At 45.7% G+C, this 634-nt stretch carries 1 protein-coding gene; it reads right to left on the minus strand.

The features are described 5' to 3' along the window. The coding region (locus tag CXF86_RS20010; protein ID WP_145991640.1) for an acrylate reductase flavoprotein subunit ArdA at window positions 1-634 on the minus strand (634 nt) is incomplete at both ends.

Below are 634 nucleotides of genomic sequence, written 5' to 3' on the forward strand. Positions count from 1 at the left end.
CAATAGACTGACCAGTGAAGCTGTCTTTCACTTCAGCGCTAGTATTAATCTGTACACCACCTTGGCAGTAATGCACTTTCGGCCACAGTCTTACCACTGTGAATGGCGCTTCGATAAACTTATCTTTAGCCTTGGTCATATTCTTGCCAAACTGCTTATCATCACCAGACTTAACGTATTCGTTGTACTCTGCGATCTGAGCTTTCAGCGCTGTAAGCGGCACATCAAAATGTTTGGCTAGCTCTTCAACTGAATCGAATTTCCAACCTACGTTGTACTTGATTACTTTTTTAGTATTCGGATGCTTCTTAGAATCCTTATAGCTAGTGATCAAGATTGGAGGCATGGCTTTACCCTGCTCGTCACGGCAAGCTAGCTCAGCATCTGCACGCGTCTTACGGTCAGCAATTTCATTCATGAAACGCTTACCCGTTAGGCGGTTTACCGCCATTGAATGAGGGAAATTGTAGATAGTGTAGTTAGACACATAACCGAATCCACCTTCATCAGGTGACGCCCAAGGGCCAGATTGGATGTGCGCTAAATGTACTGGGATGGCGCCTAAACGGAACATCTCATACATACCTTCGCCCGTAGCACCGGGTGCGTTAGTACAACCCACTTCAGCTGTTAA

This window comes from Shewanella sp. GutCb, from assembly GCF_002836135.1.
GTDB lineage: Bacteria > Pseudomonadota > Gammaproteobacteria > Enterobacterales > Shewanellaceae > Shewanella.